The organism is Bacillus sp. V5-8f, assembly GCF_002863565.1.
GTDB lineage: Bacteria > Bacillota > Bacilli > Bacillales > DSM-1321 > Peribacillus.
This window is the reverse complement of record NZ_PGUW01000004.1, coordinates 468769-494451: the sequence shown is the minus strand read 5'-3', so window position 1 is coordinate 494451 and position 25683 is coordinate 468769. Positions and strand designations below refer to the sequence as shown.

Sequence of the window (25683 nt, the reverse complement as noted above, 5' to 3'; positions counted from 1 at the left end):
GTAATATTTATTTTTATCGGCTACCGTATGTCCCTTTTTCATGAACTGCACCAGTCTATAATTGGTTCTCCCCTATCTCTGCTTCGCTACTAAGGTAATCCTCTATTGCCTGTAGAAATTGTTGGCCATACCTCTCCTGTTTTTGTTTTCCAACTCCTTTCACTTCTAGAAACTCAGCTTCTGAACGCGGCGTTCTTGCTGACATATCCTTTAAGGCTGCATCAGAAAAAACAATGAAAGGCGGTACCCCTTCACCCCTGGCAATCTCCCTTCTAACCGTGCGCAGCCTTTCAAACAGAGCATCATCCTCAAGCATTGTGTGAGTGCTGGTATATTCCCTGCGCAGGACATTTTCCTTACCAGTAAGAACGTTTTTCCCCTCTTTGGTTATCTTTAACACCGGAAATTGTCCACTGCTCATTTCGATATACTCCCTCGCAGTCAGGAAATCAATAAAATCAGCGATCGATTTAGCTGACTGTTGTCTCATGATTCCATAGGTAGTAAGTTTCTCAAAGCCGAAGTCTTCAATTTTCTTATTTTTTGATCCGGCGAGCACCTGGCTGACTAGCGTTTTACCAAATCTCTCTCCCATCCTCACAATACAGGATAGCACCATCTGCGCTTCCACGGTTACATCATGAGAGGTTCTTTTATCCAGGCAATTTTCACAATGGCCACAATCTCCAGCTTCAAGCTGCCCAAAATATTTTAAAATAAAAGCCTGCAAGCAGCCTTCAGTATGGCAATAATCCTTCATCAAGTTTAACTTCTTTAGCTCCTGCTCCTTCCGGATCTCTGAAGCGTCAGATTGATCAATTAAAAATCTTTGAATCCGTAAATCCTGAGGAGAATACAGTAAGATGCATTCGCTTCGCAGCCCGTCCCGGCCCGCTCGTCCTGCTTCCTGATAATAGCTCTCCATATTCCTTGGTGTTTGGTAGTGAATCACAAATCGCACATTGGACTTATCTATTCCCATCCCAAATGCATTCGTAGCAACCATGACCAGCAGTTCGTCCTGGAGAAACGCAACCTGCTGTGCATTGCGTTCCATTTCATTCATTCCGGCGTGATATCTTCCGGTCTTTATTCCTTGTTTGGTCAGCAGTAAATATAAAGAGTCCACTTCTTTTCGTGTAGTAGCATAAATAATTCCCGCTTCGTTCTTATTACGAGCCAGAAAGTTTTCTACATAGGCAGTTTTATTAGTACCTTTAACAACACTAAAATACAAATTGTCCCTTGAAAAACCGGTTGCGACTACATCTTTTTCGACAATTCCAAGAGACCGGCAAATATCTTGCTGCACTGCAGTTGTAGCCGTGGCTGTCAACGCTAAGATTAAAGGCTCAGACCGCAGCTGATTGATTAAGGCCTGTATCTTTAAGTAACTCGGACGGAAATCATGGCCCCATTGTGAGATACAGTGGGCTTCATCAATGGCGACAAGTGAGATCTCCAACTCTTTTAAACTTTCGAGAAAAAATCGGTTTTCTAACCGTTCAGGAGCAATATAAAGCAGTTTATAAGCCCCGCTCTTTGCATCATCCATTCTTTTATCCGCTTCTTGCGCAGAGAGGCTGCTATTTAAATAAACTGCAGGAATCCCGTTTTGGATGAGGGTATCAACCTGGTCCTTCATAAGGGAAATCAATGGGGAAATTACGAGTGTGATTCCAGGGAAAATAAGCGCCGGAATTTGGTAGCAAATTGACTTTCCGCCTCCAGTCGGCATGATTCCCGCTGTATTTGTTCCATTCAAAACATTTGCGATTATCGCTTCTTGACCGTTTCTAAATGTATCATAGCCAAAATACTGTTTTAAATATTGCCTTGCTTGATGCAGCAAAAAAATCCCCCATTCTATTTTTTATCGTTTTGCTGGTATTATCATTCTAGATTTGGGTCTCATTTTGTTCATAGAGATGTAGCTAGGAAAGAAAGAGGATATGCGGAGAAAAAAGAAGGGACACTGCTTATACCAAGATTATATAACATTTATAACACATCGAGTTGAGTTTAGTCACATAATTTATTTTTTTAAAACATAAAGATCATTTTGGGTTGCTATCATGTATCTTTTTCTTAATAAATATTATAAGATTGCTGCTTGTTCCTTCATTAATGAAGATGCTGGGTGAATAGAATTGGTGATTTCGCTTTACCGATAAAGATAAAGAAAAAAAAACGCACGTTATAATAAATAGTTTTAAAAAAGGTGCCAGAGGGGGTCTACCCATCTCTAACACCTTGTTGTTTGATGCTATTTATTTTAAAACTTTTACAGTCACTTGCTTTACTCCCCAATTGAGAGCATCCTGTTTATTTGCGAAGAATAGATCGATTTTGTTTCCTTTAATGGCGCCGCCTGTATCTGCAGCAGTAGCGTATCCATAGCCCTCTACCCAAACTTTTGAACCAAGTGGAATTACATTTGGATCAACTGAGATGACCTTCGCATTTGGATTAGCTTTCAAATCGACACCTGTCGCTGTTACTCCGCTGCAGCCTTCACAAGATGCAGTATAACCAGTTGCGCTTACAGTCAATTGTTTAACGGCATCACCTGTTTGTGACGAGCCATTGGTATTTGAGGCGGGTACATTCGTAGCCGCTTTAACCACTGATTTTTTTGGCTCGGCTTGTGCTGCAGCTGGAGCAGATGCTTGTTGCACTGTAGCTCCTTTTTGCCCCTTAAGTATCAAAAGCTGTCTATTCGGATGGATTATGTCGGATGTTAATTTATTTAATGATTTTATGTTTTCTACGCTTGTGCTATACTTTTGCGCAATTTTCCAAAGAGTATCGCCTTGTTCAACTGTATAATATTGTTTGTTTGAAACCTTCTGGCCAGAAACCGTAAGGACTTCCCCGCTGTAAATTGCATCAGAATTTAAGTTATTCAATGTCTTTATGTCTTTAACAGAAACGTCGTATTTTTGGGAAAGTGCCCAAAGTGTGTCTCCATCTTTTACTTTCACATCCTGGGCAGATGCATGAGTTCCAAGACCCCCTGTGATTGCAGCAGCGGCTGCGAAAGCCAAGATTGATTTTTTCATATTAGTTACCTCCCTGTAAGCTTCTATCAAGCTAACGAAACCTATCATAGCATAGTAATCTTTCAAACAAAGGTCAAAGAGGTAAAAGTCTGGTAACAAACATAACAGGATTTTAACAGGATATTACGAAACAAGTCAGGCCAAGCGATACTGTAATATTCAGTCCTTAATATCATTTTTTTCAACATCATACATACAATTAGATGGAACGGATATAGAAAGGAGGGTCTAAATTGCACCAAGAAAATCCGCAACACATTACACGGGTTAAATCTTATCGTCCCTTTCACAGCCCCTTTGATCCCTGTCCGCCAATCGGACAAAAATACTATAGCACTCCTCCCAATTTATTCATGAACTTTCAACCTCCTAATCTTGAACAATTTCAGCCATATGAAGCATTAAGGAGGGGAACTCTCTGGAAAGCACTATACGATTTCTACGAAAATCCCTATGAAAGGAAGTCTTAATTTGTGAAAAATATTGATGATGAATATTATCAATTAATGGGACAGATTCAAGCCGTAGATTTCGTATTAGTCGAACTAACCCTCTATCTGGATACCCATCCCGGAGATCAGCAGGCTCTTCAGCAATTCAATCAATATTCAGCTTATTCCCGGCAAATCAAACAAGCATTTGAGCAAAAATACGGACCTCTATTCCAATTTGGAGTTAGTAACGATCCAGGCCCCCGCTGGGATTGGAATCGGGGGCCATGGCCATGGCAGGTTTAAGGAGGAAAAAGGATGTGGATTTATGAAAAGAAATTGCAATATCCTGTAAAAGTGAGCACTTGCAATCCCACACTTGCCAAGTATTTAATTGAACAATACGGCGGTGCTGACGGCGAACTCGCCGCTGCATTAAGATACTTAAACCAGCGTTATACGATACCCGATAAAGTGATCGGGTTGTTGACTGATATAGGTACAGAAGAATTTGCGCATCTTGAGATGATTGCTACAATGGTTTATAAGCTTACAAAAGACGCAACACCAGAGCAGCTAAGAGATGCCGGACTTGGGGAACATTATGCAAATCATGATGCTGCCTTGCATTACAGCAACGCGGCGGGTGTTCCGTGGACCGCTGCCTATATCCAGGCGAAAGGAGATCCGATAGCCGATTTATATGAAGACATTGCCGCCGAGGAAAAAGCACGAGCAACCTATCAATGGCTGATTGACATGTCGGATGATCCTGACCTTAACGACTCCCTGCGCTTTTTACGTGAACGTGAAATCGTCCACTCCATGCGATTCCGTGAAGCGGTTGAAATTTTAAAAGAAGATCAGGATCAGAAAAAAGTTTTCTAACAAAAAAGCAGCAGATTTCACTCTGCTGCTTTTTACTAAAGGCGATGCTCATACATATACGCCAGCGATGCATAATTCGGGTATTTGTGTTTATAAAATGAATATTACTTCCTTCTTAGTTTGTTTTGCGGTCGGACGAATAAGTCCAGCCTTCTTCCTGATGAATTTTCCCTTCCTTCATCAGCTTGCCGAGCGCTCTTTTGAATGCGCCTTTGCTCAGGCCAAAATGGAATTGGATGTCTTCAGGCGGCGTTTTATCAGTGTAAGGCATTGCCCCGCCCCTATTCTGAAGGTAATTGAAAATGACTTGGGCATCCTCCGACATTTTATCCTGTTTGAATGGAAGCAAGGATACATTCAAGCTTCCATCTTCTTTTATATCGATAACCCTACCATCTACAAATTCACCTAGACGCGGCTCTTCCTTCCGTTCACTTTCATGGATAAAGCATCTATATCCTTCTTCAGATATCATAAACGAGCCCACTTTCAAAAGACGGTATACATGCCCTTTCACGGCCGTATTCCTCATACCCTTCATAGGGGATTTTAACGATATTTCCTGGATGACATCTTCAGTTGCAAGCTTTCCAAACAGACGGCCGTAGCGGTCTGTTTTCAATGAAACATAGAGCTTGTCCCCTGCTGCTGGCCAAAGATGTTCAAGCCCTGGCAGATCGTCGACAGATACAAGGATATCCTTGGATATTCCAATATCAACAAAAACACCGAGGTTCTTTTGTACATTGACAACATCGGCCCAGCCGTAGGTACCGATTTGTATCTCTGGTATTTTCATTGTAGCAGTAATGCGGCCCTGCTTATCGTTATACAGAAAAACACGAACCTTATCCCCTATTTCAATTTCCTGTTCCGTCTCCATTTCATTATTATGAAGTAATACATCTTCGTTTCCGTCCGTTAAAAAAACACCAAAATCGGCCTGCCGTTCCACTTCCAATTCCACAACAGTACCGGCTTCTATTATAGTCATATATGCTTACTTCCTCCCGCTTTGCTTACATTCTTATATCAGTTTACCCAAATTAGAAATTTTTCCAACATAGTTGAATCTATCATTTTTGCTTATGGATGTATAGCCTATAAAAAATGATATACTAGTCAAAAAAGGAAGAAAGGAACTCCAATGGGCAAAAAGTTATATTATGAAGATGCATATATAAGGGAATGGGAAACCACTATTGAGTCAGTGATACAACAAGATGAGGTCTACCTTGTAACCCTAGCTGAAACAGCGTTTTACCCGGAAGGAGGCGGACAGCCTTCTGATACCGGGACAATTAGTGGGATACCGGTTTTCGACGTTTATTTGGATGATGATACAGTTTTTCATAAACTGCCAAGGCGTCCGGAAACCGATGCTGTTGAATGTGAAATCGACTGGAAACGGCGCTTTGACCATATGCAGCAGCATAGCGGCCAACACCTTTTATCAGCTGTGTGCAGGGAATTATACAACGCAAACACTGTCAGCTTTCACCTTGGAACCGATTCTGTCTCCATTGATATCAATAATCCCGGGTTATCATCCGAACAAATAAGCCATATAGAAACGCAGGTTAATCAATACATCTTTGAAAGTAGGGAGATTCATAGCTACTTTGTGACAAGCGAAGAGATCAGCAAGCTATCTGTCGTAAAAATGCCAAAAGTAACTAAGAATATTCGCATCGTTGAGACAGAAGGTATCGAATATAATCCTTGTGGAGGTACACATTTGTCAGCAACTGGCTCGATCGGCAGCATTAAAATCCTGAAAACAGAAAAACAAAAAGGAGTAACAAGGATATTTTTTAAATGCGGCTTTAGAGCACTTTCCCACTTTAATGACAGTCTGGAAATCCTTAATACCGTATCTTCCATATTTAACACCGGACACAGGGATGTCATCAGCCGCGTCGAGAAATTAGAACAGGACTATAGGCAAGCTTTGATCGAGAAGGAGAGGCTTTCCGAAGAAAATGCTTCTTATCTTATAAAAGACTTGATACAACAAAGCATCAGTGAAAATATTTTCTATATTTTTGACGATAAATCGCTAAAGGATCTTCAGAAACTTGCTACACTTGCGGCAAAAGATAAGGATGTCCTCTTGTTATTCGGCACCTTAATGGACAATAAGATTTTACTTTCCCATAATGGAAGTGTACAACTACATTGCGGCAATTTCCTGAAGGAACATTTACCTCCTTTTAACGGCAAAGGCGGCGGCAATAATAAAAGCGCACAGGCAGGATTTAGTACTAAGGAAGAAATGATGGCTTTCCTTGAATTCGCCAGACAGAAATTATTCCACCCTAAACGAATACACAAATGAGTTGAGGCAATGGCGCTACCCCGGTTGAAAGACCATATGCTTAGCGATAGGGAAAATCCCACTTATTACAAGAATTGAAGCAGCCAGAAGAAAAAAGCCGCTCATCGATGGATAGAGCGGCCTTTATAAATGGATTAGACCAATCTACCTTGCCGATTGATAAACCAAATGCTATAAAAATACTCGTACTATAAAAATTGGAAACTTCAGAAATAAATAAGAACCAGCTCCTCGTTCAATGATATCATCATTTTCGAAAGGCTGGTTCTTTTTTATGCGCAATGGGAAGGGAACAAACAAACTACTGGTTTCAATCGCGGTACCCATACTGATTTGTTTCCTTTAGTCCTCGATTTTGACTTTCCCCACCCCAAAACGTTTAAATTCCTCATGATAATACTCTTCCAGTTCCATGAGCCGGTCCATATATTGCTCCTCATTATAGTTATGAATTTGGTGCTCAGTATCAATGTCTTTGCGGGCCATGTAATAGACAAATTTATCCCAAAACACCATATCTTCATAGGAATCCAACACCTGGAATATTTCATTCTGCAATGGAGGTGCTGGCTCTAACAGATTTTGGTCCTTGTTCTGGATTATATCGAAGAATTGAAATTTCTCTGCACTTGCTAAAATGGTTTGTTCCACCTCCCGGTAATCATTATTAGGTGATTCGGGGTTTTCAGAATCTACCACCCACATTCCATATTCAATCAGTTTCACTAATAGTTCGTACTGTTGATTTGTAAGGTCAATTTTCATAAGGGTCTCCTTTTTAGAGAGTCATTAACTTAACTTTACCCTATTTGGGCAAAGTCTGGCAAAAAAAATGAGGAAAGGTCATCAACATTGTAATGAACCCTTGGATTCAACGGATGTGAACTTTTATGTAATTCAACTTTTGAACGAATGACTAGTTTATTTGAAGTTGCGACTCATCTCTGTTTCTTGCATAATTCCTACTTTAATTGTGATCTTCCAACCTAAGGCGCTGCATATTTATCTTATTGTTCGTACCGCCCACTTTTGAATCGCCAATGGTTTGAGAAATTAAATAAGCGGCCGTTTTCCCGGCCGCTCATGCTAACTATTCATTAATCTCAGTAACACTAAAGTACGCAGCTTTTTCCGTGTCTACTACATAGTGTGTATTTTCTTTCACCATGTTATAGTATCGGTGCTTTTGAATATTGCTGATTAATTGTGTGGAATCTTCCCCTTCTGTTTCGTGGGAAACTTCTGCCCCGCTGGGGAAATAAAATGATACCTTCAACTTCATTTGATTGATTCATCCTTTCAGCTTTGGGTGGTTAGTTTTTACCTACTATATTTTCATAACCTAAAACCGTGGAAGGTAAACATGGATTAATGAAATCGAAGCCGGATATTATTTAATTTGATTTACTAAATGAACGAAGTTGTTCTTCCCTCGAAATGAGGTAAAATATAGCTGGAAACACGAGTTTAAACAAAAGGAGAAAAGTATTTTGATAATCCGAAAAGCAGCAATTAGGGATGCAAGGGCAATTGCCTATGTACATATCAATAGCTGGAACACTACCTATAAGGGAATTGTGCCTAGCGCCTATTTAAAGAGTTTAAACATTGAAGAAAAGGCAGTATTTTGGGAAAACATTATCACACAGGGCAACAGCATTGTTTACATAGCTGAGGATAAAAGTGGAGAAATCGTAGGGTTTGCCAGCGGCGGCCGTGAACAAACTAGTGATCCCAAGTACTTAGGGGAAGTATATGCCCTTTACATTTTAGAAAGCCATCAAAGAAAAGGGATTGGGAAAAAGATGTTGAAACCAGTCATTGAAGAGTTAATTGGGCAAGGTTTCCCTAACCTCGTGATCTGGGCATTGGAAAAAAACGCCTGCCGCTCCTTTTATGACTCGTTAGGGGGAAAAATCGTCAACAAAAAACCAATTTTGATGTCAGGAGCTCCACTCAGAGAGGTAGCATATGGCTGGGAGGACATTCATGACATACTCGTGTATTTATAAAGGGGTCAGTCCCCCACTACTGCGATGCGTTAAAGTAGGGGGAGACTGACGACGATTAGGAATCCATTGCAAAACTTCTGATTTTCCAGCCTTCAGGTTTATGGATGACGTCTACAGCCACGATTGTCGGTTTCCTTATTTCCTCAGAAGAGTAAAATTCGTAAGTAAGTTTCCCTTTTTCGTGATCCAGTTGGTGCTTAACTAATTTAATATAATCGATTTCTTGCGGCAATGCCGCTTCCATATTCCATAGACCTTTTTATTTATGCATATGAAGGACTTGCACCTTCCTCATTCCTATTGCTTTTAGCTTTTATTGGGGCTATATTGATGTCGGCCATGCACGCGCTAATTGAGTATTTCCTGACAATGAAAAGCGGTTCAACCTTTATTGACCGACATATCGCGGCAAATGAATAAACAAGATGCTAACTTGATACACGGTAAAGAAACTTATTTTCTGGGGATTAAAAAGAAACTTCTTGCTAGCTCCCTGTTTCTGGCGGTGTTTCCCATTTTGTTTTTCAGTTTATTAACCTTTGCCAATATGATGGAAGGAGAGCGAAACGTACTCTACGATTTTTCGAATTGACCAGTGATTTTCCTTGCGTTATTGGTTCTTGTGGCATTCGGTGGATCTGTCCTTCTTTCGGATAACATCCAAAAGCCTATTGATGAATTGAAACTTGGGATGGATTCTGTCAAGAATGGTACGCTTGCCACACTGGAAAATAAATTCCCCTTTTTAGCAGAATCATAGCCGTAGCGGATGCCTTTGACGCTATGACTTCTGACAGGACCTACCGAAATGGGATGGATGTTTCCCTGGCACTGCAGATTTTAAGGTAGGGAAAGGGAACCCAATGGGATCCCCATATTGCCGAGGTATTTGTTACCATAATGGAAAAAGAACAAATGTACGCAGGTAAACAGCCCGTTAAAGAAATAAGTTAATGTCGGAAGGAACGGTCCAAGACATACAGCATCTTTTCTTATAATAAGTCAACAGGCTTATACAGTTTAGTGAATTAATAAGTCTTTTCTGAAGGAAGGCGGCTTCACCTTCCTCCTTGTTATTTTCAGTGGTTTTTGATATAAACCTGAAAACTAGCCCGTTTATTAATGCTTCTACAGAAACCATTTTCCAGATCTCCCTCATTCATGATATAATTTTAAGGATATTGTCAAGGAGGAATGCGGAGCAAATGATTACTGTTACTAATGTCGGCTTGCGCTATGGTGACCGCAAGCTGTTTGAAGATGTAAATATAAAATTCACGCCCGGAAACTGTTACGGATTGATTGGAGCAAATGGTGCCGGAAAATCTACCTTCCTAAAAATCCTTTCTGGCGAAATTGAAGCACAGACTGGCGATGTTCATATGGGGCCAGGTGAACGCCTTGCTGTTTTAAAACAAAACCACTTTGAATATGAAGACCAGGAGGTCATGACCGTCGTGATCATGGGTCATGCACGTTTGTACCAGGTTATGCAGGAAAAAGACGCCATCTATATGAAAGCTGACTTCACCGATGAAGACGGTATGAAAGCTGCGGAGCTGGAAGGCGAATTTGCTGAGCTAAACGGATGGGAAGCTGAATCCGAAGCTGCTATTTTATTAAAAGGCCTTGGCATTGAAGAGGACCTTCACAACAAAAAAATGGCGGAACTGACAGGTGGAGATAAAGTAAAGGTTTTACTTGCCCAAGCACTGTTCGGCAAGCCTGATGTCCTGCTTCTTGATGAGCCTACCAACCACCTTGACCTTAAGGCGATCCAATGGCTTGAGGAGTTTTTGATCAACTTTGAAAACACCGTCATTGTCGTATCGCATGACCGCCACTTTCTGAACAAAGTTTGTACGCATATTGCGGATCTCGATTTCGGCAAAATTAAAATTTATGTCGGAAACTATGATTTTTGGTATGAATCCAGCCAATTAGTTACAAAACTGGCACAGGAAGCCAATAAAAAGAAGGAAGAGAAAATAAAGGAGCTGCAGAACTTCATCGCCCGCTTCAGTGCGAACGCTTCAAAATCGAAGCAGGCCACATCTCGAAAGAAGCTGCTTGATAAGATTTCCCTGGATGACATCCAGCCTTCTTCCCGCCGTTATCCTTATGTCCATTTCACGCCTGAACGCGAAATCGGAAATGATTTGCTTCGCGTCGAGGGTATTTCCAAAACCGTGGACGGTGTAAAGGTATTGGATAATGTCAGCTTTATCATGAATAAAGGAGATAAAGTGGCGTTGGTCGGACGTGATGAAATCGCTAAAACCACTTTATTTAAAATACTGGCTGGAGAAATCGAACCTGATGAAGGCTCTTTTAAATGGGGAGTCACAACTTCCCAGGCTTATTTTCCGAAAGATAATGCTGAATTCTTCGAAGGAAAGGATGTCACTCTTGTAGACTGGCTGCGTCAATATTCTCCTAATGACCAAAGTGAAAGCTTCCTCCGCGGCTTCCTTGGAAGAATGCTATTCTCGGGAGAAGAAGTTCTGAAGAAGGCTAGTGTTTTATCCGGAGGCGAAAAGGTTCGCTGCATGCTTTCGAAAATGATGCTCAGCGGCTCAAATGTATTGATGCTTGATGAACCGACCAACCATCTGGATTTGGAGTCCATTACTGCCTTGAATAATGGGATGATTAACTTTAAAGGTTCAATGATTTTTGCTTCACATGACCATCAGTTCATCCAAACAATCGCTAACCGTATCATCGAGATCACGCCAAACGGATTGGTAGATAAGCAAGTAACATACGATGAATACCTGGAAAACAGCGAGCTCCAAAAGCAAGTCGCTTCTATGTATAACTAAAAACGATTGCAAAAACACACTCCACTTCTCCATTTGGGAGTGTGTTTTTGTTCAAAGGGAAAATCTGGATACACTAAAGATTGCAATTTATGATGGATAATGTATGATTGAAACAGTGTTTTATGCTGTAAACCGTATTGGAGTTGATATTGTGCCGCAAACGAAAATGTTCCGGCTCGGCTATGGAATTATCATTATTTTGCTGATCGTTTTACTTTCCGCAAAAGTTAATTTCATTTTTACGCCAATTGCCGTTATGGTGACTACCTTGTTTACCCCGATCGTTCTATCGGGTGTGCTTTATTATTTGCTACGTCCTCTCGTGAATTTATTGTCGAGATTTATTCCCCGGGTGCTTTCGATCTTAATGATCTATTTGATCGCAATCGGCTTAATCGTCTCACTCGTGTTTGTCGTCGGGCCTCCGCTTCAGAAGCAGTTCAGCAGCCTGATTGAAAATACGCCAACCTACATTACAAAAGTCAGGGAAACTGTAATTGATTTAAATGACAATGAGTACGTGAACCGGTTTCAGAAAAACGAACATTTTTCTTTTGAAAACCTGTCCGACAAGGTTACAGAAAACATCAACGGATTCGTTTCCAATTTAGGTGCGAAAGCTGTTGGTTTCCTTTCTACTCTGACAAGCATACTAGTTCTCATTGTCCTGATTCCTTTTGTCCTGTTTTATATGCTGAAGGATGGCGACAGGCTTCCTGATCAAATCCTTAAGCTGGTGCCTGACCAACATAAAGATGAGGGGCGCAGGGTATTAAAAGACATGGATGAGGCATTAAGCTCCTATATCCAGGGGCAAATTCTTGTCAGCGTCTTCGTGGGAATATTCATTTATATAGGCTATTTGATCATTGGCCTGGAGTACCCGCTAATATTGGCCATCGTCTCGATGCTTACGAATGTGATTCCTTTTGTAGGGCCATTTATCGGTCTTATTCCGGCAGTCATCGTTGGTTTCATCGATTCACCAATGATGGCCCTTTGGGTTGTACTGGTTGTACTAATTGTCCAACAGATTGAAAGCAATCTCATTTCTCCACAGGTTATGGGAAGGCAGCTGGACGTTCATCCATTAACCATTATCCTGTTATTAATGGTGGCTGGAAGTCTTGCCGGTGTTGTCGGCCTGCTGCTGGCTGTCCCGACGTATGCCGTTTCAAAGGCAATCGTCCTTAATACGTACCGTTTTATCAGGCTAAGAAAATATGATGATACCCTTTCCCAATGATGATCAATTCCCGCCTGTTGGCGGGTATTTTTTTGCCTGATTTTTATCACTGTTGTTTAAGATTCGTTTTTCCCTGGAATAATATGCACCAAAAGGAGGAATTTAATTGGATGCAGGTGTGGTGAAAGATATATTTGAAAACAGTGGATACGAATTTCTCTATGAAAAATTCAACTATCAATTCTATGTCTCCGGTTTGTTTGATAAAATAGAAAATAGCAGGATCCTCGAGTCCTTTTTAGATAATTACAGCTTTGCCGAAAATGAAAGGAACCTATTCGATGATTTTGCCTTCCACTTTAGAATCTTCCATAACTTATATGAAAAAAACAGGCTCTTTAATGAAGGGCCATGCCATTGACAAACATGCTTGCCCATAACCGATGGAAAAAATACCTCAGTTTATAAGGAGTGTATCTATGCCATTTAAAGAACGCAGAAAGAAATATCTGCAAAAACGAAAATCACGAAATCAAGCTAGGTATTCATGGACTGATTTTTTTGCCGATTTATTTTTCTATGTACCAGAATTGATCGTTCTTCCATTTCGGTTATTGTGGTGGGCTTTAAGGGGACTGGTGCGATTAATTGACTGGACATAAAAACGGGCAGTATGCCTGCCCGATAGTCGTCTTTCTTAGATGAAGCCGCCGTAAAACGGATAGCCATACCCATATCCATAGCCAGGGTATCCGTAGCCATAGCCATACCCATAGCCTGGATAACCATATCCGTATCCGCCCAAGCCGCCAAGTAAAGTACCCGCTGCAAGTCCTCCCAATAAACCTCCAAAGAAAGGAAAGCCTAATCCGAAGCCCCAAGGCCCTCCAAATCCATAACCTCCCCACGGACGGCCAAAGCCCCAGCGGCCGAAGCCCCATGGTCTACCAAAGCCCCACCGTCCAAAGCCAAACGGACGTATCCTCATATCATCTGCTATTTGAAGTTCGTTATTCATAATATTCCTCCTCATGGTGAAGTGTTCTTTCCCTATAGTAATATGTCTATAAGGCAGATGTTGAGTAGGCAATCATCATGAAAAATGAAATTTAGGCATTTGGATGTCATGAAAATCTGGTGTCCATTTCGTCCACTGGTACAGTGCCACTTTCAACCTGTTTTGGGCTTAATGTTAGGAGAATGACCATAGAGATAATCCCGATTGCGCCTAGAGCCTGGTACATGCCGAAAGAAACGCCCAGCCAAAAGACCGATGTAATGACTGATGATAAAGGCTCTGTACACGAAAGAAGACTGCTTTCCTTCGGAGTAATATACCGCATGCTATCAATAAATAAATAAAACGGTATCAATGTACCGAATATAATGACAAATAAAATCAATATTACAGCATAAAAATCCAATGACTCAAATGCCTGAGAAAAAGGAGAATATACTAGACATAACACCAGGCCTCCAATCATCATTCCCCATCCCACAACAATAATTGAATCGAATTCCCTAACTAATTTGTCTGAATAAAGCGTATAAAAAGCCAACGCGAATGCAGATAATATCCCCCAAAATAACCCAGTTTTAGATACGGCAAGCGTTTCTGGCGATCCATCTGTCAAAAGCATAAATGTTCCCATAAGCGTTAAGAACACCGCAATGATTTCAAAACGATTTGGAAATTTGCGGAGCTTTAGCAAATAGTAACCCATAATAATTATCGGTGCTGCATATTGGAGCAAAGTTGCAACTGCTGCGTTACCGGCTTCAATAGCCGCAAAATAGGTGAACTGCACCCCAAGCATTCCAAATAAACCAAAAAGGACAAAGTGAAAGATGGAATATTTTCCTTTCCAAACATTCCATACTGCCTGCTTCTTGCCGCCTAATAGGGCAAACAGCAAAAAAAGCATTCCTGAAGCGAGCAGCCTGACTGTAACAAGCCACCCCATTTCCACATTGGATTGCTGAAATAAGTGCTGGGCGGCTGTTCCGGAGATTCCCCATAACGAAGCTGCAATAATCACCATTATGTATCCTTTATACCGACTCATAATTACCCCTCTTTGTTTAAAACTTTAACCAATAATTACTATTATACTCTTTTTGGTATATTTTGTCGGTATAAAAATAAGGGAGTGAAAATCACTCCCTTGTCTACTCAACCCTTACCTGCCTGAAAGCCGGGGTACTTAGTCATTCCACCATCTGCATAAAGTGTTAATCCTGTGACATAACTAGACTCCTTGGAAGCCAGCCAAACCGCACATGCAGCAATCTCTTCAGGTTTGCCGATATAACCCATTGGAATTAAAGCCTCCACTTCTTTTTTCGCTTCGGGATCAGCAAATTTTTCCGCATTAATCGGGGTGTCAATCGCTCCAGGCGAAATGTTGTTCACGCGGATTTGTTTTGGTGCATATTCAAGCGCAAGCGTTTCAGTCAGCATTTTAACACCGCCTTTGCTTGCCGCGTAATGGGCAAAATGGGGCCATGGAATCCTATCATGAACAGATGACATATTAATGATGCTCCCTTTTATATCATGTTCGAGCATATACACAATAGCTTCCCTGCTACCCAAAAACACACCTGTTAAATTCACATCAATGACTTTATTCCAATCTTCCAATGAAAGCTGTTCACTCGGCACTTCATTTTCAATTCCCGCATTATTGACCATGATATCCAATGAGCCAAAAGTTTCAGCCGCAAATGAAATGATCTTTTTTACATCATCTTCCTTTGAAACGTCACCCTTTATGGCAACTGCATCCCCACCAGAGGCTTTTATCCTTTCAATAAGTTCTTCCACTTCATGGCTGTCTGAATGATAATTCACAACCACCTTTGCCTTTTCCTCGCCAAACCGTTCCGCCATTGCCCTGCCTAATCCTTTAGCTGCACCGGTAATAACCACAACTTTATTTTCTAAGTCCTTGTACATGTTAACCACTCCTTATTTTTTTGTGATGCCTAGCATAACTCCGCCTGTTATAACAAGCGAGCAGCCAATGATTACATATGCTAGTTGCTTCCTGGATTTCTTTTCACCCAATAGAAAAATTCCTCCCAGGGTGGATATCACAATACCCATTTGTGATAGTGAAAAAGCGATCGCTACTCCAACCTTGGGGTTTGCCAGAAGCAGGCCAATGTTTCCAACCGCCCACATAATTCCGGTCAATATATTCCGGACAGCATATTTTGTAAAAGGTTTATGCCTTAGTGATAGGAAAATAGCACCTGAAAGCATCCCAATCGACTGGGGTAGTATGGCAGCCCACCCTTCTATGTTGAACCATCTAACAATGACTACATAACCAAGGAAACCAAGGGAAGAAATGGCAAGCACCAATAACCCTTTCTTCAGATTCTCCTGTTTTCCGCTTCCTTCTTTTTTGCCTAACCCGGTTAAAATAACTCCTGCAATGATACACGCAAGTGCAATCACTCCTATGGTGATTGTTGTCTGCGTGGTCCACTCCTTAAAAACTACAACTCCAACCAAAGTGGTCCCCAAAAGCTGCATCCCTGTGGAAATTGGGACGGTTTTTGATACACCCATATACTTAACACTGTTTAGTTGATAGAGCTGTCCGACAGCCCAAGAAATTCCGGAAATGATTCCGACTACCCAAACTAGCATATCCATATGAGGAGTCTTAATAATATACATAATAAAAGAAAAAAGCAGTGCGCCAAGGGTGATTCCCAATGTCTGGCTGTACGCATTGCCTCCCAGTTTGACACTGACCAAAACGATGCTTCCCCAGAAAATTGCCGGAAGCAGCGCGTAAAAAATTCCATCCATGATGCTATCCCACTTTCTTAGATGTTTGTACCAGCCCCACTACATTTGGCTTGAAATAGCAGTTGATTTTTGTTGCCTACATTTCAGCTAACTGGCTTACATACTTATTCCCCTTTTCATTACGCAAAAACATGATCGAATTTTCTGAAAAGGTATACTCATACAGGATTATTCAATCAAGAAACAGTGATGGACATATCATAGAAAATGGATGCCTTAAATATTACATAATGTTACCGTTCATTCTCTTTCCGCCAAGAAAAAAACCTATCCGTTTGGATAGGTTTTTTATAAAGTAATCGGGATGACATAGTATAGAACCGCAAAAAAGTGGGCGGCTGTACCACCGAGCACAAATATATGCCAGACAGCATGATGAAAGGGAAATCCGCGCCACACATAAAACACGGCCCCAACCGTGTATAGAAGCCCTCCTACAACCAGCAGCTGCATTCCGGCTGGCGGCAAAGTTTCCGTTAACGGATTCCAAGCAATCACAATCAGCCACCCCATCGCAATATACAAAATCGTGGATAGGAATAAGAATCTTTTCACAAAAAATGCCTTAAAAACAATCCCAACAAGAGCTATACCCCATACAATTCCCAATAGTGACCATCCAAGGGCACCCTTTATAACAATAAGCGTAAACGGTGTGTATGTACCAGCTATGAAAAAGTATATGGCGGAATGGTCGAAAATTTCAAAAACATCCTTGGCTTTTCCGGGTGGAAAGCTATGAACCAATGTCGAAGCTGCAAACAAAACAACCATTGTAGCTCCATAAATGGACGAAGCCGTAATATGCCATGCAGTTCCTTGTTTTACCGAAAATAAAACTAGGAATACTAGCGCGGCGATGCTTAACAACACACCAATACCATGTGTAATGGCGTTGACGATTTCCTCTTTTTTTGTATAAACATGGGTATCGGCCAAAATGTCATCTCCTTATTTTCCAAATCGGGCAGAAAATACAAGTTAGTTTAAATCATTATATCTTATCCCTGTATCACTTTAAAGAGATATTATTTCAACAAAAGAAAAAACCGGCCTGCAGAAGATAACATAACATGCGGCCGGTTTACTTTATATGGCAAAATGATGGTTGCCTATAACCTTGATAACTGTCAGCTGCCTCATCCATTGACTGTCAGAAATACTTGGATTATAGAAATATAATGCTTTTTCCGTTTTACCCTGAATAGCAATCGCTTCATTAACCGCCTTTTTCGCTTCTTTCCCCGCTGGCTTATTAATACTGCCATTTGCCACAGGCTCAAACTGGTTTTTCTGGTAAATCACGTCCCGGACGGTATCCGGAAACTGCTCACTTTTGATACGATTTAACACGACCGTGGCTACGGCGACCTTACCTTTGTATGGCTCTCCTTTTGCCTCAGCGTGCACAAGCCTTGCCAATAATTCTTTATCAGAAGGTTTTAGCGGCGACTTTGGTATCTGTAAAGCTTCTCCCGGTTTTACACCATCCCGTTCACTATCATTAACCTTCTTTAGCCTATCAATCGGAACTCCGTGCATTTTAGCTACATCTGAGATCGTTTCACCCTTTTTTACAACATGCTTTTCCCCTGTTGGTAAGAAAGGCTTTTTTGCTTTATAAAGGTAATTTCTATCTTTATGGCTAACAGGAGAAGCGGCGTTTTCCTTTTCCCCTTGTCCAAAACTGAATCCAAGTGTAGTGACACAAAGAGCCAGAATGAATGATAATACTTTTTTATGATTCATGCAGGTAACCTCCTTGGTAAATACGTGACAAGGATAACAGAATTGACCCATATTATCAGTGCAAAATATTTACCAAGGAAGCTAAGGAAGTTTTTGTATTGGATGATCAACCATGACGCAGCAGCTTACCCATCTTTTACCTGGAAACCTCGATATGATGGGATAATTCACTGGTTTTCCTTTTTTTCAGCTGGATATAGACAATCAGAAATATCGGGACTCCCACGATGGCTGTAACACCAAGTCCCCCAAATAAATACAGGGGCTGGCCAGCGCCAAAGTGCCCGAGCAAAGCACCGCCAAACCAAGGCCCAATCACATTTCCAAGATTGCTAAAGCCCATGGCTCCAAAATAGGTTCCCTTCATATCCGAATCCGCCAAATCATCAATGAAAATATCCGTCATCGAAAACATCAGGATCTCACCAATTGTAAAGCATAAAATAACCGCGATTAAGACAGGAATGCTCTTTGCAAAAGCGAATCCCAAAAGCGACAATGAAATAATCAAATTACCTGCTCCAATGGAAAGAACGGAAGGGAACCTTTTGCTTAGAGTAACGATTGGATATTGCAATATGACTACAATAATGGCATTTAGCGTCAGCAGGTATGAAAAGATGGCAACTCCATCTTCAAAAGCATCCGAAGAAGAGAAATACTGCGGCAACGTGGAATTGAATTGTGAAAATCCGATGATTGCCAGAATCAAACCGAGCAGTGCCATAGTAAAAATTTTATCCTGTTTTATTACTCCTGCGGCTTCCGTGAAAGTGATCGTATTGGAGGCGGCAGCAACCTTCTCTTGATAACTTGTCAATGCAAGCACCAGGGTTACACCGTATAAAGCATAAATGATACCGGCAGCAAAAAATGTGGCCGTTGAGTCTGCAGAACCCAGTTTCAAACCCAGCAGCGGCCCGAAGGTTACCCCGACATTGATTGCAAAATAACGCAGGTTGAAGATGAGCAGCCTTTTTTTCGGATCGGTGATATCGGACAGCAACGCTCTTGACGCAGGTTCAAACAGGGCTCTGCAAAGGCCATTTAAGGAGTTCATAATAAAGAAAGCAGCTACGGTCTTTGAAAAACCAAACCCGGCAAAAACAAAAGCCCAGGCAAAAATTGATAAGATGAGGACCCTTTTCCTGCCAAACCGGTCTGATAAATAACCTCCCAGAAAGCTTGCCAGCACGCCGACAAGGGAACTGACAGCAACAATCGCACCAGTCATCGCCGGGGTTACATTCATGGATTTCGTTAAATAAATCGCCAGAAAAGGCATGCTCATCGAGGTGGCCATCCGGCCAAACATGGTTCCGATAATAATATTCCATCCTACCGGACCTACATCTGTCAGTATTTTTCTCATAGTCTAAAACCTCTTTTACAGCCACAATGTCAAGTTGGCGCAATATGTATTGTTTTCTGATTTTAGACCTTTGGCTAAAGGACCGTCAATAGAAATCGGAAAAAAAGGAACTATTTATAGTGAGTATTTTAAATATTAATACAAAAAGCTAATTTGAGTCGCTCAATTTCAATAAATATAAAACTCTTCAAAAGATACTAAAATCTCATAACCCATGCAACAAAATTTAGTTTTAGCAAATGAGTACTCATTGAAAAAAAAGAAGCATGAAATTTTCATGCCACCATTTTCTATTCTACTAGTTTGCATACGAAGCCACAGTGCCGACACCGGCCAAAAGATCATTCCACTCCTCACTGGAAGCGAGGCGTATATGAACCGGCTTGGTTTCATGGTCCGTGTACTCTACAAGCCAGATGCCGTTTGGGCCTGGCAGGAAGAATACGATATTCTCCAGGAACGGTTCTTTTTCATAATGGGGAATATTAAAATACGAAATGTTATATAGGGACCATTGCTGCTGATCCAGGTCGTCTATAAAACTGTTAAAACTTTCTTCTTCTTCATATGAAAACGATGATAACTTCATGACTTTTTTAAGCTTCTTCTTTTCGCTTAGCATATCAAAAAGGTCATCAGTCAATCTAAATTCCGCTTCGATACCGGGTGAAACTGGCTGGAATAAATAAAATTCTTTTATGTAATCGAGAATGTCCTCAGATTTTATGTATGAGAACTCATGAAGAAAGTCTTTATAAATAATATGGCTTAACCAGGTATCGTCGTTCATGTGGTGGATCATCAATACGGATTTTTTCGGGATATTTGTACAACGTACCATCCATTTTGATTCTACATAATTCTTAATAAATTCCTGCAGCTCAGGAGTAAACGGGTTCCCATCCCTTTCATCCTTTTCCTCATCCCATATTTGCTTAAGTATTAATTGATGGGCAGTAACCTCCATAATGGCTTCCCATTCCTTGGCGCTTCTTTCTCCAAGCCCGGCCTCAGCAATGCCCTTTGCTACACCTGGATAGCCATTAATGGACACCATTGCCGCAAGCTCTGCTGTCGTACATGCAGTCAGGAATTTCATAAATGCATCACCCTTCCCATCTAAGTCATTAATTCACATTCTAGCTACTGCCCCAATGTTAATTAAAGCAAAAAATAATTTTCTTAAACTCCCGGGAAACCTTACTAATTTTTTATAATTGTGACTATCTTGTAGTTAAAAATGCAACAACAACCATTCCTACAAATATGGCAATCCCATAAATGAGTAAAAATAAAAGTTTTCTCACAATCCAGGGAAAGCGTAATAATGCCTTATAAATATAGTAACCGGATCCTGCTGTAACATCTAAAAAAATATTTGTTAATCGTTGAAACAAATTTTCGGTTTTTTTGAAGTAACCCCATTCATAATACTCAAGCATCGTTTTCCCTAACACCAAAATTGCACTAGCGTAACCTAGTTGAGTACACATTAATACAATCCCAATATATTTTATATATAGTACAAAATCATTACCCATTTTTTCTCCCAATATTAAGTATAGTCTCTTTTAGTCAGACTATTTTTTTATATTACTTAAACCATTTCTTTATAGATTTGAAACCTTTCTCCAGTCCTCCAAACGCTTTTTCACCCAAGTCTTTTATTTTGTCGCCAGCGGCAGCTCCGACAAAAGCACCTCCAACCGCTCCAACAGCCCCTCCGATAATGGCACCTGGCGGACCTCCTATAAGTGCCCCCACCACGGCGCCACCTTTCGCACCAGCAGCTACAGAAAAAGTATCAGCTCCAATACCGAATATAGTACGACCAGCTTTTTCCATAAGTGTTTTATCTTTATTTTCCTGTGAAACCAGTTCACCTAAATTTGATACATAAGAAATCGCCGTTCCCACAATTGGAATCCGCTTTGCTGTATTAGTAAATCCTTTTGCTTTTGCAACAGACTTTAAAATTTCCTTAGAGCCTGATTCGATTCTATTGAAATAACTCTTATATAAATCTGTTCCCCTCATGATGCCATTCATGTTCTTCGGATAACCGGCCAAATACTTGATAAAATCAGAAGGCGTCCGGTATGTGGCTGCGTGCCTGTGAACGAATTTACCGATCCAGCTAGTTGGTGAGGAAGCTTGAAAGTTTTTGAATTTCCTGGCGAAATAAGAACTGTAATTCCCCCTGCTGGTCCATGAATCAGATGCTCTCACGCTGAATCGAAAATCACCTTTTAGCATTTGCCTTACATTCGGTTTCCCGCCCACGTATTTGAATTCCATTGTTTTTGCCATGATGGTTGATCCAAATAAAGACAATCCGTGCGTACTGATAAAAGCCGCATCGGCCCAGCTTAACCTGTCATTCACCTGCCCAAAAGGGTTCGTAAGGTCACTCCACATGTCCCTTGTCAGATCGGCAGTCACCTTGTTGTACTCTTCATACTTTTCCATCTGCCCGCTCTTGTATGTTGAAATGCTTAGACCCCCTGATTGAAACAGTGATTCTATTTTACTCATATAGCTTTTCAGGTTTTGCGCGTCTTTTTCCAGAATACCAAGTGCAGACACGTTGTCCTTATCAAATTCATTCAATTTCTCGATTGTCTCATCCATTTTCTTTTGGCCGCTTTGTACCATTCCCTGGAATGAATGGTCTTCAATACGTGGAATATAGGCAATATCGCTGACTTCTGCAATGTATCCGTTCGCTTCAACGGTCATCTCTGATACAGTGTTTTTCAATCGGTTCAATGCCGGGTCGATGTCGTGTTCCAGGAAGCTTTGGGAAATGAATCCGCTGTTTACCGGCTCAAAGTCATTCAATTCCTTTTTCATTGTTTCGATTGCTTCACTATAATAGCCAAGAAAGTTGTGAAAGGATTGGATGAAGGGCAGATGGCACTCTTCATAAAAGGCCCTGATGGCGTTGCCTCCTTTCCCGGAAAAAGAGTTGGCCAGCCCGTTGAAATCATTGATGGCCTTTTCTATGCCTTCCGCTTGTTCTTTCTGTGACTTGAGAATTTTTTCTATTTCCTTTATCCCATTTTCCAGCCCGCTAACGTCCAAGACTTTCACGGCGAATATCCCCCGATCTATCTGATTTTAATGGCTCTTGCAACCTCGGCATCCACATGTTCCAGCCATTCGGTCGATTTCATTGTGGAATCAACATTTGCAAGGAGTAATTTTTTATAAGTTTCTAAAGCCTGCTGCATACTGGTGTTTATTTCATTCATTCTATTGACGATTTCCAGCTGATTGCGAGATGCAATATCGGAAGGATAACTGGTTTCCAGTGCCTGGGCAGCGGAATTCATTTCCTTTAACGCTGCCTTAATGTCACTCGATCTTAGTTTAATTTCACTCAATTTTTTCACTATCCTTTATACGCTTTATTATTGTTGTCTTGCTTTTTCCCGTTTCCGCCGTTCCCGATCCTCCGCAGCCTCAATTTGGTTTTTAATGTTTTCAATTTCAAGCTTTGTATCTACAATAGCGGCTTCTACAGCAGTTATAGAATTGTTTAACTGTTGGTATGCAAGTTGTTTATATTGCATAAGGATTCCATTGTTTCGAATGTCCTCAAACTCAGTTGCCCATTTGCCATGCCATGTCTCAACTGTAAGCGCCGGCTCCCTGGACATTCTCTCATAGCTCATGAATTCATCCTGGCTTCCTTCCAATTTAGTTTTACAGGTCTTCAAGCGTACGAGGTGTTCCTGTTTTTCTCTTAACCTTTCATATAAATAAGCGAACAATATGTATAGCACCTCTTCCTAAAATGGCTTTACACAAGAGAATATAGATTTGATTATTTGCAAAATTATAGTCATTTTATAATATATCATGTAAAAAAATTGCCATATATGGGATTAATGGTTTATTTTCCCTTTAAAAAAAGGGTCAATTGACCTATAAAGGCTTTTTCTTCCTCACTTGTAACACTATGTAACAAATCTGCACACTTTCCAATTTATTCCTCAACAATCCGTTACCCAATTCCTTTGTTTAAGAAACCTCTATACAAAAAAGAAGGTAAGCTATGGTTGCTTACCTCTCAAAAATTAACCCTCCATTAGTTTGACGAAAAAATGCCTGTTGCGGGGACCGTCAAACTCGCAGAAATAGATGCCTTGCCAGGTGCCAAGCACTAATTTCCCCTGATGGATGATTATTTGCTGGGAAGAACCTACAGTGCTTGCCTTCATATGGGCAGCGGTGTTCCCTTCATCATGTAAGTCAAGAGTCTGACTCCACGGATATATTTCGTCAAATCTACGCAGCATATCCTGTTTAACATCGGGATCTGCATTCTCATTGATTGTAATTCCTGCTGTCGTATGAGGACAATAAACTAAAGCGGTGCCGGACTCAAGTCCGGCTTCGGAAATAAATTTTTGTACGTCCCCAGTAACTTCTATCATATCATCACGCTTTGCCGTCTCTAGGTTAATCTTTTTTAACATTTCTTCCGCCTCCTGCTTTTGGGTGAGAACTGTTTTATTAAATTTTCAGTTTAATCTGTTCAAAATTCATGGCAATCTGTCCAAACTTCCACATATTATTTCCAAATATATCCATAATTCGTTCAAAACACACAAACTTCTGCAAGTCGCTCCCCATACTTGCAAGAAAACCCCTGTCTGAGGACAGACAGGGGGCGGGCAACCTATAAAAATTAATCAGCCTTCCAATAATAATTGTTCAGGATCTTCCAGCAATTCTTTCACTGTTACGAGGAAACCAACCGCTTCCTTACCGTCAACGATGCGGTGGTCATAAGATAATGCAAGATACATCATTGGTCTGTTTTCCATACGATCCTTATCAATCGCAACCGGTCTTACCTGGATTTTGTGCATTCCCAGAATTCCGACCTGTGGAGCGTTCAGAATTGGCGTTGAAAGCAGGGAACCGAAAGTACCGCCATTTGTAATGGTAAATGTACCGCCTTGAAGGTCGGAAAGCGCCAGTTTATTGTTCCGGGCTTTAACAGCCAAATCAGCAATAGAGCTTTCAATGTCGGCAAAGCCTTTTCGGTCCGCATCCCTGACAACCGGTACAACCAGTCCTTCATCAGTTGAGACAGCAACACCGATATCGTAGAAGTTTTTCTTAATGATTTCATTGCCCTGAATTTCGGCATTTAACAGTGGGTACTTCTTAAGCGCCCCAATTACAGCTTTGGTGAAGAAAGACATAAAACCGAGCTTCACATCATGCTGCTTGAAGAATGCATCCTTGCGGCGGTTGCGCAGCTCCATGATCGCAGTCATATCTACTTCATTAAATGTTGTCAGCATTGCTGCCGTTTGCTGCACCTCCACCAATCGCTTCGCAATGGTTTGGCGGCGGCGCGACATTTTAATAACTTCTACTCGTTCATCATTCTGTAGTTGCACAGCCGGAGCAGGCTTTGTCTGTGCTGCAGGAGCCGGTGCAGCCGTTTTTACAGGAGCTTTTCCTGCTGCTTCAACGTCCTGGACACGAACTCTGCCAAGCGGATCCGTTACAGGAACCTGAGTCAAATCGATTCCTTTTTCCCGAGCTAGCTTTCGGGCTGCTGGTGATGCAATAGTTCTTTGGCCATTTACGGCACTAGACTCATCTTTCGTCACCGGCTGTTCAGGTGCGCTTTCAGCTGCCGGGGCAGCCTTTGCTGCTTCAGGTGCTGCTGCCGGGGCTTGGGCTTCTGCCTTAGGAGCTTCAGCCGCTGCCGAAGATGATCCTCCGGCTGTACCGCTTTCATCAACAATTGCGATTGCCTGTCCAACTTGGACGGTATCGCCTTCATCAGCAAGAAGTTCCTGAATCGTTCCTGCGTGTTCAGAAATGATTTCAACGTTTACTTTATCAGTTTCAAGCTCAACGATATAGTCACCTTTTTCTACGTGGTCCCCCGGTTGTTTTAGCCATTGGGCAACTGTTCCTTCCGAAATGGATTCCGCTAATTCTGGCACTTTGACTTCAGCCATC

Annotated in this window: 28 protein-coding genes and 1 pseudogene; 9 read left to right on the top strand and 20 right to left on the bottom strand. The window is 41.3% G+C overall.

All coding sequences use genetic code 11. The features are described 5' to 3' along the window. Positions 1-55: 55 nt before the first annotated feature. Positions 56-1852: a DNA helicase RecQ gene (gene recQ / locus CUU64_RS06530; protein ID WP_101632446.1), complete on the bottom strand. Its 1797-nt coding sequence runs from the start codon at positions 1850-1852 to the stop codon at positions 56-58. Between the two features lie 418 nt (positions 1853-2270). Then, positions 2271-3062 (bottom strand): 3D domain-containing protein, encoded by a 792-nt coding sequence (locus CUU64_RS06525; RefSeq protein WP_101632445.1) that lies wholly within the window; start codon positions 3060-3062, stop codon positions 2271-2273. A gap of 233 nt (positions 3063-3295) precedes the next feature. Here CUU64_RS06525 and CUU64_RS06520 point away from each other — a divergent pair, with 233 nt between their 5' ends. The 3 genes from CUU64_RS06520 to cotJC are packed head-to-tail and all read left to right on the top strand — an operon-like array spanning position 3296 to position 4381. Continuing rightward, on the top strand, positions 3296-3532 hold the full coding sequence (locus tag CUU64_RS06520; RefSeq protein WP_180954483.1) for a spore coat associated protein CotJA: 237 nt from the start codon (positions 3296-3298) through the stop codon (positions 3530-3532). Between the two features lie 36 nt (positions 3533-3568). Then, positions 3569-3799: a spore coat protein CotJB gene (locus CUU64_RS06515; RefSeq protein WP_101632949.1), complete on the top strand. Its 231-nt coding sequence runs from the start codon at positions 3569-3571 to the stop codon at positions 3797-3799. A 12-nt stretch (positions 3800-3811) separates the two neighbouring features. Further along, complete coding sequence (cotJC, locus tag CUU64_RS06510; RefSeq protein WP_101632444.1) at positions 3812-4381, top strand: spore coat protein CotJC; 570 nt, start codon at positions 3812-3814, stop codon at positions 4379-4381. Between the two features lie 115 nt (positions 4382-4496). Here cotJC and CUU64_RS06505 read toward each other — a convergent pair whose 3' ends face one another. Then, positions 4497-5375, bottom strand: coding sequence for a CvfB family protein (locus CUU64_RS06505; protein WP_101632443.1), 879 nt, complete (start codon positions 5373-5375; stop codon positions 4497-4499). A gap of 153 nt (positions 5376-5528) precedes the next feature. Between CUU64_RS06505 and CUU64_RS06500 the strand changes: the two genes are divergently transcribed. Beyond that, entirely contained in the window at positions 5529-6719 is a 1191-nt protein-coding gene (locus CUU64_RS06500; RefSeq protein WP_101632442.1) for an alanyl-tRNA editing protein, read from the top strand. 342 nt (positions 6720-7061) lie between these two features. On the opposite strand, the gene CUU64_RS06495 is transcribed toward CUU64_RS06500, so the two are convergent. Together CUU64_RS06495 and CUU64_RS06490 are read right to left on the bottom strand one after the other, a co-directional pair. After that, entirely contained in the window at positions 7062-7484 is a 423-nt protein-coding gene (locus CUU64_RS06495) for a hypothetical protein (RefSeq protein ID WP_101632441.1), read from the bottom strand. 325 nt (positions 7485-7809) lie between these two features. Beyond that, the gene (locus CUU64_RS06490) at positions 7810-8001 is read right to left on the bottom strand and encodes a hypothetical protein (RefSeq protein ID WP_101632440.1); all 192 of its coding nucleotides are present in this window, start codon (positions 7999-8001) and stop codon (positions 7810-7812) included. 208 nt (positions 8002-8209) lie between these two features. On the opposite strand from CUU64_RS06490, the gene CUU64_RS06485 reads away from it, so the two are divergent. Next, positions 8210-8731, top strand: coding sequence for a GNAT family N-acetyltransferase (locus tag CUU64_RS06485; RefSeq protein ID WP_180954482.1), 522 nt, complete (start codon positions 8210-8212; stop codon positions 8729-8731). Between the two features lie 55 nt (positions 8732-8786). Here the strand turns inward: CUU64_RS06485 and CUU64_RS06480 are convergent, their stop codons facing one another. Next, complete coding sequence (locus CUU64_RS06480) at positions 8787-8975, bottom strand: hypothetical protein (protein ID WP_101632438.1); 189 nt, start codon at positions 8973-8975, stop codon at positions 8787-8789. Between the two features lie 491 nt (positions 8976-9466). Between CUU64_RS06480 and CUU64_RS23075 the strand changes: the two are divergent. The 4 genes and pseudogenes from CUU64_RS23075 to CUU64_RS06445 all read left to right on the top strand — a co-directional run. After that, positions 9467-9685: pseudogene (locus tag CUU64_RS23075) on the top strand (HD-GYP domain-containing protein); the annotation flags it as partial. Between the two features lie 251 nt (positions 9686-9936). Further along, a complete protein-coding gene (locus tag CUU64_RS06455; protein WP_101632434.1) occupies positions 9937-11556 on the top strand; it encodes an ABC-F family ATP-binding cassette domain-containing protein in 1620 nt (539 codons plus the stop codon). 103 nt (positions 11557-11659) lie between these two features. Beyond that, positions 11660-12802: an AI-2E family transporter gene (locus CUU64_RS06450; protein ID WP_257985440.1), complete on the top strand. Its 1143-nt coding sequence runs from the start codon at positions 11660-11662 to the stop codon at positions 12800-12802. Between the two features lie 106 nt (positions 12803-12908). Beyond that, positions 12909-13163: a hypothetical protein gene (locus CUU64_RS06445; protein ID WP_101632433.1), complete on the top strand. Its 255-nt coding sequence runs from the start codon at positions 12909-12911 to the stop codon at positions 13161-13163. Positions 13164-13439: 276 nt separating this feature from the next. Here CUU64_RS06445 and CUU64_RS06435 read toward each other — a convergent pair whose 3' ends face one another. From CUU64_RS06435 to odhB, 14 genes are all read right to left on the bottom strand, one after another. Beyond that, a complete protein-coding gene (locus CUU64_RS06435; RefSeq protein ID WP_101632431.1) occupies positions 13440-13760 on the bottom strand; it encodes a hypothetical protein in 321 nt (106 codons plus the stop codon). Positions 13761-13866: 106 nt separating this feature from the next. Continuing rightward, positions 13867-14808: a DMT family transporter gene (locus CUU64_RS06430; protein ID WP_101632430.1), complete on the bottom strand. Its 942-nt coding sequence runs from the start codon at positions 14806-14808 to the stop codon at positions 13867-13869. Between the two features lie 107 nt (positions 14809-14915). After that, positions 14916-15701: a glucose-1-dehydrogenase gene (locus tag CUU64_RS06425; RefSeq protein WP_101632429.1), complete on the bottom strand. Its 786-nt coding sequence runs from the start codon at positions 15699-15701 to the stop codon at positions 14916-14918. A gap of 12 nt (positions 15702-15713) precedes the next feature. After that, complete coding sequence (locus tag CUU64_RS06420; protein WP_101632428.1) at positions 15714-16568, bottom strand: GRP family sugar transporter; 855 nt, start codon at positions 16566-16568, stop codon at positions 15714-15716. Between the two features lie 288 nt (positions 16569-16856). Next, positions 16857-17507 (bottom strand): PAQR family membrane homeostasis protein TrhA, encoded by a 651-nt coding sequence (trhA, locus tag CUU64_RS06415; RefSeq protein WP_101632427.1) that lies wholly within the window; start codon positions 17505-17507, stop codon positions 16857-16859. Between the two features lie 150 nt (positions 17508-17657). Next, complete coding sequence (locus CUU64_RS06410; protein ID WP_101632426.1) at positions 17658-18317, bottom strand: cell wall hydrolase; 660 nt, start codon at positions 18315-18317, stop codon at positions 17658-17660. A gap of 136 nt (positions 18318-18453) precedes the next feature. Continuing rightward, a complete protein-coding gene (locus CUU64_RS06405; RefSeq protein ID WP_101632425.1) occupies positions 18454-19689 on the bottom strand; it encodes an MDR family MFS transporter in 1236 nt (411 codons plus the stop codon). 298 nt (positions 19690-19987) lie between these two features. Further along, a complete protein-coding gene (locus CUU64_RS06400) occupies positions 19988-20788 on the bottom strand; it encodes a hypothetical protein (protein WP_101632424.1) in 801 nt (266 codons plus the stop codon). Positions 20789-20912: 124 nt separating this feature from the next. Continuing rightward, on the bottom strand, positions 20913-21242 hold the full coding sequence (locus CUU64_RS06395; RefSeq protein ID WP_142383597.1) for a hypothetical protein: 330 nt from the start codon (positions 21240-21242) through the stop codon (positions 20913-20915). Positions 21243-21282: 40 nt separating this feature from the next. Beyond that, entirely contained in the window at positions 21283-22782 is a 1500-nt protein-coding gene (locus CUU64_RS06390; RefSeq protein WP_180954481.1) for a ribonuclease YeeF family protein, read from the bottom strand. A gap of 17 nt (positions 22783-22799) precedes the next feature. Beyond that, a complete protein-coding gene (locus tag CUU64_RS06385) occupies positions 22800-23075 on the bottom strand; it encodes a YwqI/YxiC family protein (RefSeq protein WP_101632421.1) in 276 nt (91 codons plus the stop codon). Positions 23076-23102: 27 nt separating this feature from the next. Continuing rightward, complete coding sequence (locus CUU64_RS06380; protein ID WP_180954480.1) at positions 23103-23465, bottom strand: YwqH-like family protein; 363 nt, start codon at positions 23463-23465, stop codon at positions 23103-23105. A gap of 306 nt (positions 23466-23771) precedes the next feature. Further along, complete coding sequence (locus CUU64_RS06375; RefSeq protein WP_101632419.1) at positions 23772-24173, bottom strand: secondary thiamine-phosphate synthase enzyme YjbQ; 402 nt, start codon at positions 24171-24173, stop codon at positions 23772-23774. 216 nt (positions 24174-24389) lie between these two features. Then, positions 24390-25682, bottom strand: coding sequence for a 2-oxoglutarate dehydrogenase complex dihydrolipoyllysine-residue succinyltransferase (gene odhB, locus CUU64_RS06370; RefSeq protein ID WP_101632418.1), 1293 nt, complete (start codon positions 25680-25682; stop codon positions 24390-24392). Between the last annotated feature and the right edge of the window lies 1 nt (position 25683).

Coding starts and splice junctions, on each gene's coding strand:
- CUU64_RS06490 (WP_101632440.1), bottom strand. CDS start 8,001: ATGAAGTTGAAGGTATCATTTTATTTCCCCAGCGGGGCAGAAGTTTCC.
- CUU64_RS06400 (WP_101632424.1), bottom strand. CDS start 20,788: ATGAAATTCCTGACTGCATGTACGACAGCAGAGCTTGCGGCAATGGTG.
- CUU64_RS06430 (WP_101632430.1), bottom strand. CDS start 14,808: ATGAGTCGGTATAAAGGATACATAATGGTGATTATTGCAGCTTCGTTA.
- CUU64_RS06425 (WP_101632429.1), bottom strand. CDS start 15,701: ATGTACAAGGACTTAGAAAATAAAGTTGTGGTTATTACCGGTGCAGCT.
- cotJC (WP_101632444.1), top strand. CDS start 3,812: ATGTGGATTTATGAAAAGAAATTGCAATATCCTGTAAAAGTGAGCACT.
- CUU64_RS06410 (WP_101632426.1), bottom strand. CDS start 18,317: ATGAATCATAAAAAAGTATTATCATTCATTCTGGCTCTTTGTGTCACT.
- CUU64_RS06405 (WP_101632425.1), bottom strand. CDS start 19,689: ATGAGAAAAATACTGACAGATGTAGGTCCGGTAGGATGGAATATTATT.
- CUU64_RS06455 (WP_101632434.1), top strand. CDS start 9,937: ATGATTACTGTTACTAATGTCGGCTTGCGCTATGGTGACCGCAAGCTG.
- CUU64_RS06450 (WP_257985440.1), top strand. CDS start 11,660: ATGATTGAAACAGTGTTTTATGCTGTAAACCGTATTGGAGTTGATATT.
- CUU64_RS06375 (WP_101632419.1), bottom strand. CDS start 24,173: ATGTTAAAAAAGATTAACCTAGAGACGGCAAAGCGTGATGATATGATA.
- CUU64_RS06500 (WP_101632442.1), top strand. CDS start 5,529: ATGGGCAAAAAGTTATATTATGAAGATGCATATATAAGGGAATGGGAA.
- CUU64_RS06480 (WP_101632438.1), bottom strand. CDS start 8,975: ATGGAAGCGGCATTGCCGCAAGAAATCGATTATATTAAATTAGTTAAG.
- CUU64_RS06505 (WP_101632443.1), bottom strand. CDS start 5,375: ATGACTATAATAGAAGCCGGTACTGTTGTGGAATTGGAAGTGGAACGG.
- odhB (WP_101632418.1), bottom strand. CDS start 25,682: ATGGCTGAAGTCAAAGTGCCAGAATTAGCGGAATCCATTTCGGAAGGA.
- CUU64_RS06525 (WP_101632445.1), bottom strand. CDS start 3,062: ATGAAAAAATCAATCTTGGCTTTCGCAGCCGCTGCTGCAATCACAGGG.
- CUU64_RS06515 (WP_101632949.1), top strand. CDS start 3,569: ATGGGACAGATTCAAGCCGTAGATTTCGTATTAGTCGAACTAACCCTC.
- CUU64_RS06495 (WP_101632441.1), bottom strand. CDS start 7,484: ATGAAAATTGACCTTACAAATCAACAGTACGAACTATTAGTGAAACTG.
- CUU64_RS06420 (WP_101632428.1), bottom strand. CDS start 16,568: ATGGATGGAATTTTTTACGCGCTGCTTCCGGCAATTTTCTGGGGAAGC.
- CUU64_RS06435 (WP_101632431.1), bottom strand. CDS start 13,760: ATGAATAACGAACTTCAAATAGCAGATGATATGAGGATACGTCCGTTT.